19 protein-coding genes and 2 pseudogenes are annotated in these 17,349 nt (G+C 33.3%); 5 read left to right on the top strand and 16 right to left on the bottom strand.

Features of this window, described 5'->3' with window-relative positions; all coding sequences use genetic code 11:
* Positions 1 to 115 precede the first annotated feature (115 nt).
* The 6 genes from BMZ04_RS20285 to BMZ04_RS20260 all read right to left on the bottom strand — a co-directional run bounded on the left by BMZ04_RS20285 (position 116) and on the right by BMZ04_RS20260 (position 4,157).
* Positions 116 to 721, bottom strand: a complete 606-nt coding sequence (locus BMZ04_RS20285; RefSeq protein WP_093276896.1) for an ABC-2 transporter permease — start codon at positions 719 to 721, stop codon at positions 116 to 118.
* On the bottom strand, positions 714 to 1,580 hold the full coding sequence (locus BMZ04_RS20280; RefSeq protein ID WP_093276893.1) for an ABC transporter ATP-binding protein: 867 nt from the start codon (positions 1,578 to 1,580) through the stop codon (positions 714 to 716). The genes BMZ04_RS20285 and BMZ04_RS20280 overlap by 8 nt, the downstream gene beginning before the upstream one ends.
* 5 nt (positions 1,581 to 1,585) lie before the next feature.
* Positions 1,586 to 1,957 carry a GntR family transcriptional regulator gene (locus tag BMZ04_RS20275; protein ID WP_093276885.1) on the bottom strand — a complete coding sequence of 124 codons (372 nt, stop codon included), beginning with the start codon at positions 1,955 to 1,957 and terminating at the stop codon, positions 1,586 to 1,588.
* 755 nt (positions 1,958 to 2,712) lie between these two features.
* Entirely contained in the window at positions 2,713 to 2,982 is a 270-nt protein-coding gene (locus BMZ04_RS20270) for a hypothetical protein (protein WP_093276882.1), read from the bottom strand.
* A 340-nt stretch (positions 2,983 to 3,322) separates the two neighbouring features.
* On the bottom strand, positions 3,323 to 3,520 hold the full coding sequence (locus tag BMZ04_RS20265) for a hypothetical protein (protein ID WP_093276879.1): 198 nt from the start codon (positions 3,518 to 3,520) through the stop codon (positions 3,323 to 3,325).
* Between the two features lie 271 nt (positions 3,521 to 3,791).
* Complete coding sequence (locus BMZ04_RS20260) at positions 3,792 to 4,157, bottom strand: hypothetical protein (protein ID WP_255368041.1); 366 nt, start codon at positions 4,155 to 4,157, stop codon at positions 3,792 to 3,794.
* Between the two features lie 166 nt (positions 4,158 to 4,323).
* Between BMZ04_RS20260 and BMZ04_RS20255 the strand changes: the two are divergent.
* Positions 4,324 to 4,912 (top strand): annotated as a pseudogene (locus tag BMZ04_RS20255) (tyrosine-type recombinase/integrase).
* Between the two features lie 78 nt (positions 4,913 to 4,990).
* Here BMZ04_RS20255 and BMZ04_RS20250 read toward each other — a convergent pair.
* Positions 4,991 to 5,416 carry a hypothetical protein gene (locus BMZ04_RS20250; RefSeq protein WP_255368044.1) on the bottom strand — a complete coding sequence of 142 codons (426 nt, stop codon included), beginning with the start codon at positions 5,414 to 5,416 and terminating at the stop codon, positions 4,991 to 4,993.
* Positions 5,417 to 5,567: 151 nt separating this feature from the next.
* Here BMZ04_RS20250 and BMZ04_RS20245 point away from each other — a divergent pair, with 151 nt between their 5' ends.
* Positions 5,568 to 6,353 (top strand): hypothetical protein, encoded by a 786-nt coding sequence (locus BMZ04_RS20245; protein WP_255368040.1) that lies wholly within the window; start codon positions 5,568 to 5,570, stop codon positions 6,351 to 6,353.
* Positions 6,354 to 6,687: 334 nt separating this feature from the next.
* Here the strand turns inward: BMZ04_RS20245 and BMZ04_RS20240 are convergent, their stop codons facing one another.
* Complete coding sequence (locus BMZ04_RS20240) at positions 6,688 to 6,915, bottom strand: hypothetical protein (protein ID WP_093276872.1); 228 nt, start codon at positions 6,913 to 6,915, stop codon at positions 6,688 to 6,690.
* A gap of 201 nt (positions 6,916 to 7,116) precedes the next feature.
* Positions 7,117 to 7,461 (bottom strand): hypothetical protein, encoded by a 345-nt coding sequence (locus tag BMZ04_RS20235; RefSeq protein WP_093276869.1) that lies wholly within the window; start codon positions 7,459 to 7,461, stop codon positions 7,117 to 7,119.
* Between the two features lie 279 nt (positions 7,462 to 7,740).
* Between BMZ04_RS20235 and BMZ04_RS20230 the strand changes: the two genes are divergently transcribed.
* Positions 7,741 to 7,941 (top strand): hypothetical protein, encoded by a 201-nt coding sequence (locus BMZ04_RS20230; protein WP_093276865.1) that lies wholly within the window; start codon positions 7,741 to 7,743, stop codon positions 7,939 to 7,941.
* A gap of 273 nt (positions 7,942 to 8,214) precedes the next feature.
* On the opposite strand, the gene BMZ04_RS20225 is transcribed toward BMZ04_RS20230, so the two are convergent.
* The 3 genes from BMZ04_RS20225 to BMZ04_RS20215 form a co-directional block, all read right to left on the bottom strand.
* Positions 8,215 to 9,927, bottom strand: coding sequence for a hypothetical protein (locus tag BMZ04_RS20225; RefSeq protein WP_093276861.1), 1,713 nt, complete (start codon positions 9,925 to 9,927; stop codon positions 8,215 to 8,217).
* A gap of 450 nt (positions 9,928 to 10,377) precedes the next feature.
* Positions 10,378 to 12,090, bottom strand: a complete 1,713-nt coding sequence (locus tag BMZ04_RS20220; protein ID WP_093276858.1) for a hypothetical protein — start codon at positions 12,088 to 12,090, stop codon at positions 10,378 to 10,380.
* 439 nt (positions 12,091 to 12,529) lie between these two features.
* Positions 12,530 to 13,033 carry a DUF3885 domain-containing protein gene (locus BMZ04_RS20215; RefSeq protein ID WP_369802701.1) on the bottom strand — a complete coding sequence of 168 codons (504 nt, stop codon included), beginning with the start codon at positions 13,031 to 13,033 and terminating at the stop codon, positions 12,530 to 12,532.
* A 226-nt stretch (positions 13,034 to 13,259) separates the two neighbouring features.
* On the opposite strand from BMZ04_RS20215, the gene BMZ04_RS20210 reads away from it, so the two are divergent.
* Positions 13,260 to 14,231: a YpdA family putative bacillithiol disulfide reductase gene (locus tag BMZ04_RS20210; protein WP_093276854.1), complete on the top strand. Its 972-nt coding sequence runs from the start codon at positions 13,260 to 13,262 to the stop codon at positions 14,229 to 14,231.
* 70 nt (positions 14,232 to 14,301) lie between these two features.
* A pseudogene (locus tag BMZ04_RS20205) lies at positions 14,302 to 14,477 on the top strand (DUF3231 family protein); the annotation flags it as partial.
* Positions 14,478 to 14,690: 213 nt separating this feature from the next.
* Here BMZ04_RS20205 and BMZ04_RS20200 read toward each other — a convergent pair.
* The 4 genes from BMZ04_RS20200 to BMZ04_RS20190 form a co-directional block, all read right to left on the bottom strand.
* The gene (locus tag BMZ04_RS20200) at positions 14,691 to 15,212 is read right to left on the bottom strand and encodes a GNAT family N-acetyltransferase (protein WP_093276851.1); all 522 of its coding nucleotides are present in this window, start codon (positions 15,210 to 15,212) and stop codon (positions 14,691 to 14,693) included.
* Positions 15,213 to 15,338: 126 nt separating this feature from the next.
* The gene (locus BMZ04_RS22530; protein WP_177184522.1) at positions 15,339 to 15,503 is read right to left on the bottom strand and encodes a hypothetical protein; all 165 of its coding nucleotides are present in this window, start codon (positions 15,501 to 15,503) and stop codon (positions 15,339 to 15,341) included.
* Positions 15,504 to 15,597: 94 nt separating this feature from the next.
* On the bottom strand, positions 15,598 to 16,377 hold the full coding sequence (locus BMZ04_RS20195; RefSeq protein WP_093276848.1) for a hypothetical protein: 780 nt from the start codon (positions 16,375 to 16,377) through the stop codon (positions 15,598 to 15,600).
* Between the two features lie 106 nt (positions 16,378 to 16,483).
* Positions 16,484 to 17,065, bottom strand: coding sequence for a histidine phosphatase family protein (locus BMZ04_RS20190; RefSeq protein WP_093276844.1), 582 nt, complete (start codon positions 17,063 to 17,065; stop codon positions 16,484 to 16,486).
* Between the last annotated feature and the right edge of the window lie 284 nt (positions 17,066 to 17,349).

The raw sequence follows: 17,349 nt of genomic DNA, 5'->3' as shown, positions 1-17,349 counted from the left end.
TAAAAATGTGAAAATTCCTTCTTCGGCTAACCTGCTGCGTTAGTTCAATAAGAAAAAGCTACCCTTACAGGCAGCCTCTTGTTTAACTAAAGCACCCGTTAGTTGAAGAAGACACTTAGAACGCTTTTCGCTGGTAAATGATATTCGTAATCCCCCAAGAAATAACATAGACTATCATGATACCAAGTGTCGCTCCTGTATATAAAGCAGGGACGGATAAATTAAAAATAAAATCAGTTATTGGGGTTAAATGTTCAGCTAAAAACAACATAATAGTCGGTCCTATACCTGCTAAAAGGAGAAAACTAATCATTATAATCGGAAAAATATAGCCTGGTTTAAATATATAAAATAATGGAAAGGTAAACGCAGCAAATAATAAGAATAAGCTACAACTAATCGCAATGTCAGTCATCGTAAAAGGTTTATTGAAAGCAAATAATGTTAGACTTGTCACCCCGATTGCTAAAACCATATAAATAATAGCACCAAGATAGCGTGATGCGATAATTTCCGTACGTGTGTAAGGTAAGGAATTTAATAATATGTTTGTCTCTACTTTTTCATCGTAAACATAAGTGTTAAAGGGAATAATAAGACTTGCAACTAGAAAAATCAAAGCTGGATTTGCTTCCATAATGATAAAGAATACGATAAAAGGAATAAAGAGTAATAGCTGTCTTTTCTGTAGTATGACATCACGTCTGATTAAATTAAACATGATGTATTCCTCCTTTCAAGTAATACATGATATCTTCCAGAGAGGCGTGATCAATGGCAACTGAGTCTCCGAAGATATTTTTCACTGCTTTAATATTATCCGTTAATGCTTCAAATCCTGTTGATGCACGATGAACATGAATAAATGCCTTTTCAGTGTCTCTATCCAGAAGATCCAATCCTCCTTTAACGAGCGCATAGTTTTCAGCTACGTCGTGAATGGACTGATTAAATACTAATTCCCCACTCTGAATAAAAGCTATATAATCTGCGATACGGTCTAAATCTGTTGTAATATGCGTAGAGAAGAAAATGGTACGATTTCCATCAATCATTAATTCCTGTAAAAGATCCAACAGCTCTCGTCTAAAAATGGGGTCTAAGCCTGCTGTTGGCTCGTCCATAATGATCAGCTCGGCATGATGTGATAGTGCTATCGCCAATGACGCCTTCATTTGCATCCCTTTCGAGAAAGTTTTCATTGCTTTATTAAGCGGTAATTTGAATTTTTCAACATATTGATAAAATAGTGTATCATCCCACTGTTTGTAAGCTGGTGCTACAATGCGTTTTATATCTTTTAAGTTCAGCCCTTCAAAATACACATTGCCATCGTACACAAACCCAATGCGCTCCTTAATCGCCTTCTCATGTTTCATGTAATCCAAACCGAAAAGCTTAATTTCCCCAACATCTGGTCTTAATAGATTCATCATCATTTTTATCGTTGTCGACTTACCAGCACCATTTGCTCCAATGAACCCCGTTGCAAAGCCTTGCTTCACTTGTAAATCAATATTTTTAACGGAAAAATCTTTAAATTTTTTCGTTACATTTGTAAATTCAACCACATTCTCCATTCATTTCACTCCTCATATAAAATCTTTAATAAGTGCTGTAGTTCATCAAGTGACAGGCCAATTTCTCTGCTATTCGTTATGACAGCACTCAGTTGCTCCTCAATGACCTTCAGCTTCTTCTCTCTTATAACCTCTAAATTTTGCTCTGCAACAAAAGACCCTTTTCCGACAATGGAATAGATAAAGCCCGCCTTCTCCAATTCCTCATAGGCACGCTTCGTCGTTATAACACTAATTTGCAGTTCCTTTGCGAGGTTACGCATGGAAGGTATTGCTGCCCCCTCCTGTAGTTCACCTGCTAAAATAGAAGATTTAATTTGACTCGTAATTTGTTCATAAATCGGTTCCTTTGAACTGTTGGAAATAATTATTTGCATGCCAATACCTCTTCTTTACTTTTTTGAAAACACACTTGAAATAATGCCCTGTAACGCTTGCTTGAAACAGTATAGCAATAACGTGAATTGTCATCGAAGACCAATTTCCATAAAATTTCTCATATCCTTATATAATGTATATATACTATAGCCACATTATATACACACATGAAACATTCGTGCAACCAATTTATTTGAAACTAAAGAAAATTTTATATAAACCAGCCATAAAACAATGGAACAGAAGCCTAAACAAGCATATTTACAATAAAGTTTCAGCTATCTAAAAGATGTTATATTATTCATTTCTAACTATTTAATTGAATTAGCACCATCAGCTTTGAAATAACAATTAGAAAGAGCATATTTTGATAAAAGATTTATCAAAATATGCTCTTATTAGATTTAAAAGATAATATAATATTTGATTAATATTGAAATTCTATTTGTACTAACTTGGATTAATTTAAGAACAATCATTACAGACTTTATTTACAATACTCTTAAAATAGACATTTCCATATTCGAGAATCTGGCCCGATTGTTGAACACAAGTTAAACATCCATCTTCAACTAAACTGCTTCGTTAATGAAAATAGCGATTGCTCTATTGAAGAATCGCACCACATTATTTGATGAAGTAGGACTTTTCTTTATGATAGGCTCTGTTAAAGATTAATGTTGATATTAATCCTAATAATGGGGCTTCTGCATTAGGAAGTCATATTGCTTATAACAATTTTTCAATTAAACTACTATCTGTCATCTAAGGCATCCAATATTTTTACACGTAACTTATTTGTTCTTTTTTCACTTCTTAATGACTTATCAACATTGTTCCATCCGATAATATAACGAACTGTATCATCTTTTAAGAAGAACTCTTCATTTTCTTGATAAACGTTATGAAACCACTCTGTTGTTTTTAGTATATCAATGTTTCTATTAATTTTTTCTTCCTTTGGCATCCCACGAATGAATCCACTAATCGTCAAACCAATATTAGCTAATATTTCAATAAGCACTTCTTTCTGCCTCCCTTCTAAATAAAACTGGTAAATCTTGATTACCTAAGACTATCATAGGTTACATTTGTTGAGAATAAGCAACCGTTGCAAACCGCAAGAGAATGTATTTCCCCACTTGCGGTTTTATATTGCGAGTGCCTTCATACATTTCCGTCGTTAAATGTATTATTATTTCCTCAACTAAACTGTAGCGTTAGTTCAATAAGAAAAAAGACTTTATTACTTCTTGAAGTAAAGCACCCGTTAGCTTAATAAGATGTTATTTATTTTCTTTTGTACTTCCTAAATATTCACCGTTTTTTGGTTTTATGATTTTTGAAGCTATTCTAAATTCTACTTAAATCTCTCTATTCAGAAAAGAATAGATTCCTATTATTAATGTAATAAGGGGGAAAGCAAACCATAAGGAATCTCTTTCAAAAAAGTATTCTAACTCAGGTATAAATACCAAATATTTAGAAATGAAAATAAACATAAAAAAGGAGCTAACTAATAAAATAGATTCAGGAACATTTATTACTTTCTTTTTTTCCATTAAGAACAACCTCCATTTTATATTTCTTTATAAAAAAACTACCATATTTTGTTCATCTACAATCTATTTTGTAGGTAGTTTCTCCACGTTTCACATAATAGTGCTTATTGAATAAACCTGCTGCGTTGGTTCAAGAAAAAAGTGCAACCCCCAGACTTGAAGTAAAGCACCCCTTTTGTTCAATATTTTACATATATTAACTTATTCGACACAATTGCAAAATACCCTTCTTATTGAACTAACCTGCTTCGTTAGTTTAATAACAGTTAATTTATTCACTTGGCATATAGCCAATTACTTCATTGGAATCGGGGTCAACGAGGATTGAAGGTGTACCGATTACAACACTATTTTTATCTTCAAAAGAAACGGTTAACACCTCTTTTCCATCATAAGTTTTATCCAACAATTCATAGCTATTATCAGCAATCGTTTTTTTCACTTTCGCACTTTGCCAATCTTCTTTAGCCCTGTCATTCCAACCTTTTTCATTTATAAATTCCCATGCTACTGCCCTTACGTCTCCATAATTATCCGTATCATTTGTATTTTCTTCTATAACTTGTTTATTTGTACAACCAATGATTATCCCTATCGAAAATACTGTTATAGTTAAATATAAGAATTTTAATTTCATAATACTTTAACCTCCTTTTCAATTAGACGAAAAAATCTATTTTGGTATTCATTAATTCAACTCTTCTTAAACTAAACTGCTGCATTAGTAAAAAAACATCCTATGTCTATAATTCTATTAAGTTGGCAATAATCCTTTTAAAATTACTATTTTAGGGGGAATGGAATTGTTACTGTCAAAAGCATGGTCTTCGTTTGAATCCGATAAACGAATAGAGGGCTTTTCGTCACAAACGTTGAAGGCCTATCAGTTACAGTCTTTGCTACTAATTGATTATTTTAAGGATGTAGAGATGGAATTGCTGGATACAAATCAACTGAAGGGTAGAATTGGAGAAATAGTGGCGTTGGAAAAGAACCATATTAATTGGTCCAATCAATCTGCTATCGTTAGAGGAAAAGGCGATAAGGAAAGGGAAGTTTATTTTAATACACGTTGCGATATATGGCTTAAACGCTATATGGAAAGCCGTAATGATCATAATTCAGCTATCTTTGTGACAACAAGGCAACCACATAAAATGAGTGTCGCACAAATGCGATACATCATCAAGCGGATCTCCAATCGTGCGGAAATTAATAAAGAGATTCACCCACACCAACTTAGACACAGCTACGCAACTCATTTGTTGAATAATGGTGCTCCTACCCGAAGTCATACAAAGTCTTATGGGGCATGAGAAAAGTGAAACTACCAAGATCTATGCTCAGTTAAGCGGAAGGTTAAGAAAAGAGTACTATCAGAAGTACTTTTAAATGAAAAAGGAGCAACGTCTTAAAGGACGTTGCTCCTTTTGACTAAAGCACCTCGTTAGTTGAATAAGAAATAGCAGTTTAATGATATCGAAACCAAACAAACCACCCTTTTTCCTTACTTTTAGCTAAAAATATTTGACCTTGGGCTAAGTCAGCTCCAGGTGCTTTGGGGAAATCTAAACGTACAAGCCATGACTTTTCAGCAATTTCTTTGCCACAAAAGGTTTTAGCCATTCCAAAATAGCCTTCTTCTATTTTATTACCAACTGTTTTAGGAAAAGGTTTGGCAGTTACTACATTCCACTTAGTATATATGTCAGGTAAATCCTCTAATCCAGTTCCATAAGTTTTTGGTATTAAAGTATTTAACGCTTCTATTACCTCTTTTTTATCCTTAAGCGATATTTTCTCTAATTCACTTAATACAGGACAATTTTTAGGCTGTGCATAAGCTTCAAATGACACCAAAGTAAATAAAGATATGATTAAAATCAGTACATACATTTTTTTCAAGATAAATTCACCTCTTTTCTAATCTTCCCAAATTAGAAAGAGGTATCCATCCATCTTAAAGTAACCTGCTACGTTAGTTGAACAACTAATCTTACGCATAACTCCCTCGTAAAAGCAGATAATATGGTGAGGTGATTAGAATATGTTAAAAACAAGGATTGGTTATATTATTTGTATTTCAATTATTTTAAGCTTATTTGTTTACAGTAAGTCAATAAATACAAAATCGATGGAGTTATCTTACTCGCAACCGAATAGTGATAAAAGTGAACATGAACAAATTCACAAATTGGAACAACGTTTAGATAGCCTCGAACCACCTAAACCTACCACTATTCTTGATTCACCTTTCCCATTTGAAAAAGGAACAGAGGTGCATTTCCCTACCGATGTTATCCCTATTTCAGAAGTGTTAAAAAAAGGAACAAAAATTCCTTTCAAAGTAATAAAAAGCGAACCGAACTATATTAGACCAATATATGAAGAACACTGGCATAGCACATTTTGGGGTGGGAGATGGAGCTATATTCCTTCTCGAATACACTATTCTCTCCACCGCATATTCCCTTTTTATGCCATTGGAATTTCAGCTGAATTAAATTTTCAACAGGATGTAGGTATTGCTTTTAATACTGCTGCAAATGAAACAGACCTTGACCTGTATATAGTTGTGTTTCAAACAAATATCACAGATGTTTATACAAAAGGAAATCAAGTTGTTGTTGTCGGAACACCTAAACGAACAGGAGTGGAGGTTATAAACATTAAAACAGCAGATATACACCCGAGTAATAAGGAGAAATTCTTGTTAGTTCAGTTAGCAACAAATGGAGCTGAACTTGATTATTCTTTAATTAACTATGAACCACCCGATTTTTGGTTAAAGCTAAAACAAAAAAATGAACGTGAAAAATCTAAAAAAGAATGAACCTTTGCCTTATCAAGTATCTTGATGAGGCCGTTATTTATATAATCATTCTTCTTCAACTCTTCTGCCGCTTTAGTTCAATAAGAAAAAAGGCTTTACTTCTTCTTGAAGTAAAGCACCCGTTAGCCATCCATGCAGCACAAAAAAATGCTGCACCACAGAGAATGAAAATGGTTAGGAAGTGTCAATACTGATACTGACCTTAATCCAGTCAACCGTAATCCATAGACTTATTTACGCTCTCCTCTTTTTTTTTACGATTAAGTAGGGGTCTTCTTAAGTATTGTCATTTTTCATTTCTTGAAGAACTAATTTTCATGGGAGTTGAATAACACTACTTGCGAGATAAAGGTTTTTCTGGTCTATTAGGGCAATATTTGCAATTAGGGTCACTACATTTAGATTCAATCCAACTATTACATTTAGGACAAAAATACGTATCAAAATCATCATAATAAACGAAATTAAACTTGCATTTCGGACAATATTTTTCTTGTTCAATTTGACCATAAAATTCAAAGTCATCTATTATCACTTTGCTATCTACTTCTTTTATTTTCATAAAAACCTCCATAAAATTAATGAACCTGTTGCGTAAGTTCAATAAGAAATAGGCTTACTCCTTCTTGAAGTAAAGCACCTCGTTAGTTGAAGAACGGCATTTAAGTTTCAAGCCATTCGTTCACATTAGCAATGCCACTATATTGATTAATGTCCTAAAAATTAATTGATAATAATTGATTTGCTGTAACCCTTCCCAATATTAATCTTTCCCACAAAAGTCATCAATGTTTGAGTGAACATAGTATCCAGACACTAGGGCTTTCCCACCACTAAAAAAATAGAAGGATTCTGTCACTCCATCGCTATTTTCAAGTGTGGCTTGATGTTCAATTGAGAACTCCATTTCTTGTGTATCTTCTCTTCTTGATCGGTTGATTTCCTTAAGCACTTTATTGATGATTTTCTGATCATTAATCTCAATCGTTTCACCATCTTTACATTCAATTATGAGTTTAACCATTTCACCCTCTATTAAAGGTTCACTGTAATGGTTACAAGCACCCAAGAAGATAAGACAAAAACAATATAGTAACCCTCTTTTCATAATTCAACTCCTCCGGTTCATTGTTTAATTTTCCGGCGTACCATATATTTGTGTCCTAGTGATGATATTCAAAAACGACAGTTGACTTCACCTATCAAAAACCTAGTTAATTTTGCTACTATCGATAAAATGATAACTTATCAGAAATACTGCGTTTAGAGGCAAATAGTAGGGGTAAATTATTCATAAAGATAAAGTAAAAAGTCTCTCACAAGCCCTTATCTACATCATATGATATTCCTGATGAATTCTCTTATATTGAATAGGAGGTGATTGCAAATGGAAACAGAGAAGATAAATAGTGAAAAGATTTTAGCATTATTGCGTGAGATGGATAGTACTCTTGGTAAGATGGATAGCAAACTCGATGAAGATCTGGACGGCATGAACAAGGGGTTTGACCGCATAGATAAAAAGCTGAACGACTTAACTGAAAAAGTTAGCGAAATGACAAAACCCTCTACCGATAATCTAATTTAGTTGTATATGACTTGTCAAATAGACATGTTATTTAAATAGGCCTCTTTTGAAGGTGAGTTCTTTTGTTGTGTTACATGATGTTATTGTTTGTAATAGTTTTCAAAGCACATGAACACTCGTTACCCTTCCTTTTTTTCGTTCGCCTTATTGCACGCTAAAAATAGGATAAAAAGAAGAGTACCTATCATTATCCGATTGGTACCCTATTCTATGTGATCTTATATTGTATTTTCTATGACTATACCCTAAATTAACTGCACAAATTTACCATTACTAATACTGAATAACTTTATTTCCTACTACGTTATACGTTTTTATAGCATAAGTTGGTAGTTTGGAAGAATATAATTCTTCCACTGAAACAACAACTAATTTCCCGTTTTGATAAAATATGTTTTGGATCTTTCCGCTCATGTCATAATGCTTTTCTCTTTCCATAGTATTGTAATTGTAAACATCTATACCTTTTCCATTGCTTGTATAGAAAAATCCATCCTTCATGTTAAATGTAATTTGTTCAAAAGGAGTATATAGTTTCATTAGGTATCTCATATCCGTTGCTTCGGCTTCCGTAGCAATCATAATGACACCAGAACCGTTAAAAATATATTTTCCATCAGGAGAAATAGCCATATTTGTATTCAGCTCGTAATTCCCATGATAAGGTGAATCATATCCTACTATTATTTTACCATCTTCAATTAAGTGGGTATCCACATCTCTTGGACTTAAAGTTGTATCAATAGAATAAAGTCTATCTAAATTTGGATGCATTTCTAAAAAACTCTTATCATAAACGGAGTCGCTCTTTGACGTTTCAAGTAGCGTTTCTCTTGAGTATCCTATGATATTTCCCCATTGCCCTGAACCACTTGATACATAAATTGACTTGTCATCTGCGACAATATCAAATGGATCAATATTAATATTAAACTGCTCTTCCAATTTAAAAGTAGCCGTATTAATAATGGCAATGGCCCCTTCTTGATTTTCTTTCCACCAATAGGAACTACGTGTCCCTTTCAATAAGGCGACATATAACTCATTATTTTGAAAGTAAATTGTTTCGGGCACTAAGTTCATTGTAAGCCGCCGAACTTTCCGCGTTTCATAGTTGATTTCTAAAACATCTTTATTTTCATTTAACGTATAAATAATAGGCTGAGAGGGATGTATAACAGCTTTTCGAGTTAAATCAGATAAGTAGAAGAACGATTTATCAAGCGGACTGTCTCCTTCAATGTTCTTTTTAGTTTGATCTAGTTTTGTAAGTAAAAGCTGTCTAGCGTTTTCATCCTGTATGGCATTTACTGTGGTTTCCATTTGCATAACGCTTGAAAGTAATTCTTCCGTGTTTTTATTTTTGGCAATAGATTGTTGAAGTTGTTCGATTGCCATTTTCACACTGATGACCGATTTTGTAGATTCTCTAGCTTTCTCCCCTGGGCTTTTATATTTATCTAAGATCGCATCTCTTGTTGACTTCCCATATACACGGTATAGTAAGATCGCTTGCTTTCTAATCTCACTAGATAGATCATGATAAGCCTTTTCGGTTTGATCGCTTAGCGGATTCAATCGATACGCTTCATATAAGTTATCTGTTTTAACCATGATCTTCTTACCGGACGTGATAGCGTCAATATAAGCCATAGACCTGTTTAAATGGATATCTACGTTGCTTTCCATTCTTTTCGTTAATTTCGCTTTTTCTTGAACTGGCAACGTTTTAATTGCTTGGTATGCTAATTGGCTAGCAACTTTTGTCGTATTGTATAATTTCATATTGGGTAATGAAACAGGATCTGCATACATTGTTTTTCGATGCTCTAAAGAGATTTCCCATTTTAATGCGGTTGCAGCATTTTCCGCTTTTTGAACCAATTTCTCTGCTTCTGACAGGGAAGCAGCACTGTTATTACTTGGCATTATCATCATAAAAACAGCTAAAATAATGATGATCGATAAAAAATTCCATTTCTTCACTTCATTGCGCTCCTTATTCAATTAAGAATCTTGTAAAAACTATCTTATCCATTCTAATAGATTCAGGTAGGGATGTATATTGGTAAAAATTCCTAGACTATATCTGTTTTTTGTAGTCCTAACAGCTCTTTTACTAAAACATCTGCTGAACAAAGCATTATTCTTTCATTATTCAATTTATTGCTTCTATGACAATATCCGTTCTAGCCATATGTATAGAATTCTACATGAAGAATTTATAGGCTATTTATTTGATGCAGGAGAATTGCGCTAATTATTTTATTGAAACTATATAAAATTTATTTAGATATATAGAAAGAAACAGAATACGCCTTTTTTGCTTTTAGATGGATAAAGATAAGGGTACCAATCATTTATTCGATTAGTACCCTTTTTCTAGGTGATTTCTATTGTTTTTCCCTAAATCGATTTCTCAGAAATAACCTTCCATTACTGTATAATTTCATCCCCTTCAACCTTATATGTTTTTATAGCGTTTTTTGGGAGTTTTGAAGAATATAATACTTCAGTGGTAACAACCACTAATCTCCCATTTTGATAAAATATATTATTGATATATCCACTCATTGTATAACTATTAACTTTTTCCATTGTTTCGTAATTGTAAACCTCTAGATTTTTTCTATTACTTGTATAGAACAATCCATCATTCAAGTTATAGGTAATTTGTTCAAACGGCGTATTTAGTTTTGTTAGATACGTCATATTCATTGCCTGTGCATCAGAAGCAACCAGAACGACACCCAAACCGTTAAAAATATATTTTCCATCCGGAGAAATGCTTATATTTGTATGAAATCGATAATCACCATGATAAGGTGAATCGTATCCTTTTTTTATTTTACCATCTACAATAAAGTGAGTTTCCACATCTCTAGGACTAACATTCGTATCAATGGCATAAAGTCTATCTAAATTTGGATGCATTTCTAAATAACTTTCATTACTAATGTAGACGGCTTTGGAAGTTTCCAGTAATGTTTCTCTTGAATACCCCCGAATACTTCCCGTTTCATCTGAAGCACTTGATACGTATATGGCCTTGTCATCTGCGACAATATCAAATGGATCTATTTGAATATCAAACTGTTCCGTCAAGGTGAAATTAGCAGTATTAATAATTGCAATTGCCCCTTCTTGATTTTGAACCTGCCCGTAAGGACTACGTGGGCCTTTTAGTAAAGCGACATAAAGCTCATTTTTATAAAAATAAATAGTTTCGGGAACTAGATTCATTGTAAGCCGCCGAATTTCACCCGTTTTATAGTTAATCTCTAGAACATCTTTTTTTTCATTTAAAGCATAAATAATAGGCTGAGATGGATGAATAACAACCTTCCGAATTAAATCCGGTAAATAAAAGAACTCATCATAATCTAGCAGACTGATTCCTGGAATCGTCTTTTTAGCCGCATCTAATTTTGTAAGTAATAGTTGTCGAGCGTTTTCATCTTGTATTTTATTAACAGTCGCTTGAATTTGCTTGGCGGTCAAGAGAAGTTCTTCTTTGGTTTTATTATTAGCAATTGATCGCTGAAACTGGTCAATTTCTATTTTTGCACTTATTACATACATGCTAGATTGTCTGGCTTTTTCCCCTGGACTTTTATATTTTTCTAAAATCGCATCTCTAGTTGACTTACCATATACACGATATAGCAATATCGCTTGCTTTCTAATCTCGCTCGATAAATCATGATAAGCCTTTTCGGTTTGCGTACCTAACGGATTTAATCGATACGCATCATTTAAGTCACTTGTTTTAACCGCAATCTTTTGTCCAGATCTCACAGCGTCAATATAAGCCATTGCCCTATTAAAATGTATGTCTACGTTGCTCTCCATTCTTTTAGTTAATTTAACTTTTTCCTTTGCAGGTAACGTGTTAATTGCATTGAATGCTAATTGACTAGCACGTTTTGTAGCATTATATAAGTTCATATTCGGTAATGCAATAGGATCTGTATACAATGTTTTTCGATGCTCTAAAGAGATTTCCCATTTTAATGCAGTTGCAGCATTCTCCGCTTTTTGAACCAGCTTCTCTGTTTCTGACAGGGAAGCAGCATTGCTTTTACTAGGCATTATCATCATAACAACAGTTAACATAATGACTACCGATAAAACTTTCCATTTCTTCACTTCATTGCTCTCCTTATTCTATTAAGAATCTTGTAAAAACTATCTTATCCATTCTATTGGATTCGGGTATGGATGTATATTGGTAAAAAGTTCTAGTCTGAAACCAGAATATCTATCTATATGTTGATTTAAATTAAATAATCATAGTCAATCTAGTTATGTAAAGGTTTAGTATTCTAGTTTAGTTTGTCGAGACATCGTTCCTTACTTCGTTTGGTTAGATATCATAACCTGTTGCTCACATTCCACTATAATTGGCTCGAACATATAATCCATCTGCGTCAAGACCGGTTATTCACAGATATTCATTTATATTAAACTTTAAAAAACAGCAATAAATGAAAGAGTATAATTGAATAAAAATATAGGCTGTCTAAGACAGCCTTGTTCTGCTAAAGCACCCGTTAGTTGAACAAGACAATTAGATGAAAAGTCATTATTAATTTTTTATTCCTCTTTCTCCTAACCCTCTTTCAATCCTTTTTCTATCAACTTCTTCTACCCAATCATAGTATCTCTCATAAAGTGGACGTATCTGGTCTGCTTCACGGGCTATGACTTCGCACCCTCGGTCGTCGTAAACAAAGAAAATAATATCTTTTGTGATGTTCACAAAGAAAACATCGGGATAATCAATGGAGTATCTCCCAAACTCAGGTGTCAAAGGATAATCCTCATTACTCGCTGCCTTAAGTAATTCATTCACACGTATGTCTTCTCGTTTACACAGCAAGGAAAATTGTTGCATCTCAAAAACTTCTGCTTCGTCCAACTCGAAGGGATAAGGGTAAGTTTTCACCTGAATTCTTTTCAAATCATTTTTACATCTCAGAAACGGTTGGTATACCTTCAGTTTTCTTGTACGTTTCTCTTTCGTTTTGTGCTTATATACATTCGTTACAAGGAACAAGTCGTCATTTTGCTCAAATAATTCATTAAAAATTGCGGAGGTCTGCTTATATACTAGTCGAAATCATTCAAGATTGAGTTCATCATTTTCTTTGAATTGATAGATTTCCCCACCAAGTGAAAAATGGATGCCAATGTCCCATTAATAATAAAATAATTTTTCAGTATTTAATCTTATCTGTCTGAGCATACTGGTTAGGATTAAATATTCTATATAGGTAATTTTAGGAGGATATGAACTATATGTATGATGTTGTTTCATTGGAGGCGGTCCTTGTGGTCTTTCAACGGGTCTTGCTCTTCAAGAAAATGGAATTTCTTATGTAATTATTGAAAAAGAGGCGATTGTCAACTCGATTGTTAACTGTCCATTACATATGACTTTCTATAGTACGTCTGACCGCTTAGAAATTGGCAACATTCCATTTCTATCTCAAGATGTACGCCCATCTCGAACGGAGTTATTAAAGTATTATCGCCTTGTAACTGAAAGACAAGAAATTAACATTAAGTGCTATCAAAAAGTTACTTCAATTTTTAAAAACACAGCATCTTATACCGTCTATGCAGAAGATAGTAATGGAAATAATATTCCATATGAAGCGAATATGCTAGTAATTGCAACAGGAATTTTCGATACACCTAGAAAGCTAGATGTGATAGGAGAAGATTTACCAAAGCTTTCCCATTATTATAAGGAGGGCCATCATTATTACGGACAACATGTTACAGTTATTGGCGGTAAAAATTCAGCTATTGAAGCTGCTATTGATCTTTATCGTAACGGAGCTCATGTTACACTTGTGCACCGTGGAGAAACTGTTTTAGAAGGTATTAAACCATCCTTAGTGTTAGATATGCGTAACCTTCTTAAAAAAGGACAAATAAACTTTTATCCGAATTCAACTATTGCAATGATCGATGAAACAACTATTAGCATCAATTCTCCTGAAGGAACAGTTACAATACAAAATGACTATGTATTTTCCCTCATCGGATACCAACCAAATATTTCAATGCTACAAAGCATCGGGATTCAAACAAACTCTTCTACATTAGTACCCTCCTTTAACCCAGAGACGTATGAATCAAATGTCGAGAACGTTTTTCTTTCTGGAGTTGTAACGAGTGGTATTACTAATCGTGTTTACATTGAAGATGGACGCTTCCATGGCATGAAAATCGCAAATGAAATTGCCCAACGTCTGTCCTATGTCCAAAGTAATATATGATGTTAAAAGCTCTACAAATTACGATTAATGTAATTTGCAGAGCTTTTTTCATTATGCTTCCTACACTTTTATTTCAATGAATGTAGCTGTAGGTTTAGTTGCTTGCAGTCAAGCTATGGGAATGTCCATTAGAGAAGATATCAGTTTAATGTATGGTAAATTCCATCTGGTTAAAGCTCAACTAGGTGCCAAATTGTTACGATTGAAAATAATAAAGGTTGGCTTGTTCCCCCACCACTACATTAAGACTTTCCAGAGAAATAATAATTCTACGGGCAATCTATATTTGATTGCCCTTTTTAATTGCTTAGTACGTATAGTATCAAATGAGACATAAAAACTCACCTTCTCTTCTTCAACTAAACTGCTGCGTTAGTTCAATAAGAAAAAGCTACCCTTACAGGTAGCACTTGTTTAACTAAAGCACCTGTTAGTTGAATAAAATAACTAAGTCTATTACTACAAATCGAAGGGTAACATTCCATATACAATACTATCTGTCCATTCATTTTTATTCCAAAAATCTTTTATGAAATGGGCTTCCTTTCTCATGCCTATTCGTTCACACAATTTTTGTGAAGCTTTATTCCGTGCATCAAGATTAGCTTGTATACGATGTACATTAAATTCATCAAATAATTTAAATACCAAACTACTTACTGCTTCTGTTGCCAAACCTCTCCCAGCTACTTCATTTGAAAAACTATAACCAATCTCAACAGTATCTTTCATATCTGTATACCATACGGATAGATCACCAATTACTTTATTCTTGTATATAACTGCCAAACTTAACATTGATTCTTTAGTGAGTACACCGTTTGCTAGCTTCTTATTAAATCTTGTCTGCATATCTTCATGAGTCCACTTATTATGTAATAGGAACTTACATGTATCATCATTATTATAAATAGCAAATACATCCTGTAAATCCGTACTCTTAAAAGGTCTAATTATTAATCTTTCTGTTGTAATTTCCAAGTTAGCTCTCCTCCCTTACATTCATTCCGTAAAAATAGACCATCGAATTGATGGTCTTGTATAACTAAAGCACCCGTTAGTTGAATAAGGAATCATATTATTATACCTTTTATAAAATACAATCTTCTATTTTAATTTGTCATTTAATTTTGATTTTATTTCCTCTAATAATTTATACTGCTTATCTTGATTCTCTGTAATCTTATCTGTTAATTTTTCTAACGTTTTTGTAATAGACCATAAAAAAACCCATAAAAACAGAATAATTGCTAAGGCTTCTATACTAATCACCACCCATTACTTTTTGCTTCATTCTCGGAAATATTTAATATCAATATTAAAAAGTTACCCTATAGTGGTTGCAGAATCTTCACTAAAGCACCCGTTAGTTGAATAAGGGACTCAATTTAAAGTACTCCGTTAATGGCACTTTTCTACCTTCTTTATGCCATCTATGATATGTATCAAAAACCAACTTCACATCATTATTTGCACGAACTTCTACTAAATACTTTACAGAAAGATAACTTCGCCAATAATCAAACATAATACTTGATAAGCTACCTAGGTATGAACTGCTGCCAAAGTCTTCTAATGAATGATTTCCATATTTGTCCTTGAAAGCTTCAAATAACTCGGTTTCTGCATTTGTTATTTCATTGAATTCCTTCTCACTTAATAATATCTTTCTAGGTAGATAAAAACACATTCCTTCCTCGAACCATATACTATCTTCTCTTTCATCTTCAAATTCATCTAAAAATAAATCAGAATGGTGAGTTAGTTCGTGTGCTAATATGACAAATATCTGGTTTTCAGAGTAGCTTTCATAAAACTTTTGTACATTAGGAAGTGCTTTTTCGTCTAATTGTCTTACAAGAATTTTCCGCCAAGTTTCTATATCTGGTGACATATAAATTAAATCTTTATTTGTGTAGGCTGGTATAGGTATATCAGAAAAAACCTTAGTCGCTAATTCTTCGGTAGTCCATAAAATTCCTTTTGGTAGTTCTGTCAAAGCATATTCATTTTCGAGTATTTTTTGGTACTCATTTAGTTTCTTACCAAATCTTTGAATAATATCTTGATACTTCTCATACTCAAGTTTCTTTTCAAAAGCATATATTTGTTTGATTAAGTTTCTCTCCCCTTCGATTAAAAACATTTTCTTCTTCCACTAACCTGCACCGTTAGTCTGTTAAGAAAAAGCTACCTCTAAAGGCAGTCTCTTGTACTGCTAAAGCACCCGTTAGTTGAATAAGAGAATTACCTTATTCACATAAATGTTGCGTACAATTATAAAGCGTACAATCCCACGTACTATCTTTAATATTAAGAATAGTTAATGATGTATTTTCTATATGTGTACTTGGGAATTTTTCTGGTAGTATTTTTTGTAAGGTTAGACCAATCAATGCCCCATGACTTACTACCAATACTCTTTTATCACTATATATAGTAGCTAATTCTAATAAAAACTCATAACCTCTTTTAGATACATTTTCAAACTCTTCCATTCCAAGATTCAATTTCCTCCAATTACTACCCCACTTATTTAACCTTTCATCCTCAGTTGTTCCTTCGATTTCTCCACAGTTAATTTCACGGATTCTTTCGTCAAACCTACTAATAGGCAAATTTAGTTTAGAAGCGATTATTTGTCCAGTTTCTTTGGCACGTGATAAATCACTTGTCACAATAATATCCCATTTTTCATCTAAAGAGAGTCTATTTGCCAATGCCAATGCCTGTTGTTTCCCTATTTCATTTAAAGGAATATCTGATATTCCTTGTGATTTACCAAGTACATTCCATTCAGTAATTCCGTGCCTTATAAGTCCTATTGTAGTCAATTTCAAGAACCTCCTTTTATATAAAATCTTTATATTAACTATAATCTAAATTCTTCAGTGAGTATTCCTTATTAAACTAAACTGCTTCGTTAGTTTAAGTGTAACATTTCACAATGAATTTCTACGAACTACTTCATGTTTCGGATAAAAAACAGACCATCGTAATGATGGTCTTGCTTAACTAAAGCACCCGTTAGCCATCCATGAAGCGCAAAAATCAGCGCTTCACCACAGAGAATGAAAATGGTGAAAAACTGTCTATACTGATTCTACGGCTGGCGAAG

The sequence above is a fragment of the Psychrobacillus sp. OK032 genome (assembly GCF_900111345.1).
GTDB lineage: Bacteria > Bacillota > Bacilli > Bacillales_A > Planococcaceae > Psychrobacillus.
Note: the sequence above shows the minus strand (reverse complement) of the source record. Positions and strands in the feature narration are given on the sequence as shown.

Coding starts and splice junctions, on each gene's coding strand:
- BMZ04_RS20245 (WP_255368040.1), top strand. CDS start 5,568: ATGTTAAAAACAAGGATTGGTTATATTATTTGTATTTCAATTATTTTA.
- BMZ04_RS20235 (WP_093276869.1), bottom strand. CDS start 7,461: ATGAAAAGAGGGTTACTATATTGTTTTTGTCTTATCTTCTTGGGTGCT.
- BMZ04_RS20275 (WP_093276885.1), bottom strand. CDS start 1,957: ATGCAAATAATTATTTCCAACAGTTCAAAGGAACCGATTTATGAACAA.
- BMZ04_RS20260 (WP_255368041.1), bottom strand. CDS start 4,157: ATGAAATTAAAATTCTTATATTTAACTATAACAGTATTTTCGATAGGG.
- BMZ04_RS20265 (WP_093276879.1), bottom strand. CDS start 3,520: ATGGAAAAAAAGAAAGTAATAAATGTTCCTGAATCTATTTTATTAGTT.
- BMZ04_RS20280 (WP_093276893.1), bottom strand. CDS start 1,580: ATGGAGAATGTGGTTGAATTTACAAATGTAACGAAAAAATTTAAAGAT.
- BMZ04_RS20195 (WP_093276848.1), bottom strand. CDS start 16,377: ATGTTTTTAATCGAAGGGGAGAGAAACTTAATCAAACAAATATATGCT.
- BMZ04_RS20285 (WP_093276896.1), bottom strand. CDS start 721: ATGTTTAATTTAATCAGACGTGATGTCATACTACAGAAAAGACAGCTA.
- BMZ04_RS20250 (WP_255368044.1), bottom strand. CDS start 5,416: ATGTATGTACTGATTTTAATCATATCTTTATTTACTTTGGTGTCATTT.
- BMZ04_RS20230 (WP_093276865.1), top strand. CDS start 7,741: ATGGAAACAGAGAAGATAAATAGTGAAAAGATTTTAGCATTATTGCGT.
- BMZ04_RS20240 (WP_093276872.1), bottom strand. CDS start 6,915: ATGAAAATAAAAGAAGTAGATAGCAAAGTGATAATAGATGACTTTGAA.